Here is a 1,343-nt window from a genome sequence, read left to right as displayed (position 1 = left end):
CGAGATGACATTCATCACTGTGATCTACCTGATCGGAGCACCCATCAGGGAACTACTCGTTCCATAGCATTTCCACGTCCAACGTCGAAGAACCAGAATAAAAAACCACCCGTAGTGCTACTGTCAGTAGTCGTGAAAAAACCGTGAAACTTCAGAATAATGAGAAAGGAACTCAAAATTGAAGCTTCTCTCTACACAATTCTACAGATTTTGAGTGTAAACATCTTCGAACGAGTTCCATTATTACAGATAGTTGGATGTGATGATTACGAAAGCGAACAGACGTCAAACAGTAAGCAGCTAAGTTTATTTGATTAATTGTTGGGACACTAGTGGCTGAATTCATTGAACGTTTTAGCTCGCCAAAGCCCGTTATTGACCGTTGACATCCTCCTTCCATGGGGGCATGAAAAGGGAAATGCCCCCACTTGCTGGGGGCATGCAACCCAAGCACGGAGGTAGAGCTAATGCCCTTATTTGACACTACTATTCGCAATGCAAAGCCCCGAGAAAAAGCCTACAGACTTTTCGACGGAGGGGGGCTCTATCTCGAAGTTTCGCCGGCAGGCGGCAAACTTTGGCGGCTTAAATATCCCTACAACGCAATTTAGATAAAAATACTTGATTGTTCACTCAAAGCCTGCCACTATGCCAATTACCTTACATCAAGCAAAGGAGGCAGGCCATGCTACCAGGTTGTCGAAGAAATGAGCATTGTTATTCAGTTCCAAAATTTGATTTAACCCTTGCAGAAATTGAAGGTTTTAAGGACAAGCTCGAAGGCTTCCACGAATATTTCCATGACTGCTTTCTCAGAAGCGAGTCCAGAGCCAATTTTTTTCGCTACATGAGTGGCCAGTTCAGTGGACTTGAACGTAAATCAATTGAACCCATTGCCTTAAGTGTCGAAAATGGGAATGTTCGAGCAATGCAGCGCTTTGTAAGTGATGCCCCCTGGGATGACGAAAAAATAATGCTCAAGTATCGTAGTTTGGTAAAATCTGACCTTGGTAGTCCTGACGGAGCCTTAATATTTGATGAAACCAGCTTTCCCAAAAAAGGGGAGGATTCCGTAGCTGTTGCAAGGCAATATTGCGGGTCTATCGGAAAGGTAGACAACTGTCAGGTTGGCGTATTTGCCGCTTATGCCTCTGATATTGGATATTCACTGGTAGATAAGCGTCTTTTTATTCCGGAAAAGTGGTTCACAGAAGAGTACGCTGAGCGCAGAAAAAAATGTAATCTCCCAGATGAGATGTCCTTCAAGACCAAACCTCAGCTTGCCGCTGATATGTTGAACAAGTTGACAGCTGAACAGATCCTGCCGTTTAAATATGTTCTAG

Annotated in this window: 2 protein-coding genes; both read left to right on the top strand. The window is 43.9% G+C overall.

What is annotated here, in order from left to right:
* The first annotated feature begins 467 nt into the window (after nt 1–467).
* Nucleotides 468–611, top strand: coding sequence for an Arm DNA-binding domain-containing protein (locus tag AC559A_RS19145; RefSeq protein ID WP_498819292.1), 144 nt, complete (start codon nt 468–470; stop codon nt 609–611).
* Between the two features lie 74 nt (nt 612–685).
* On the top strand, nt 686–1,343 hold a 658-nt coding region (locus tag AC559A_RS19140), incomplete at its 3' end, for an IS701 family transposase (RefSeq protein WP_498819290.1).

Origin of the sequence: Desulfonatronum zhilinae, from assembly GCF_900182865.1 — a bacterium.
Lineage (GTDB): Bacteria > Desulfobacterota > Desulfovibrionia > Desulfovibrionales > Desulfonatronaceae > Desulfonatronum > Desulfonatronum lacustre.
Note: the sequence above shows the minus strand (reverse complement) of the source record. Positions and strands in the feature narration are given on the sequence as shown.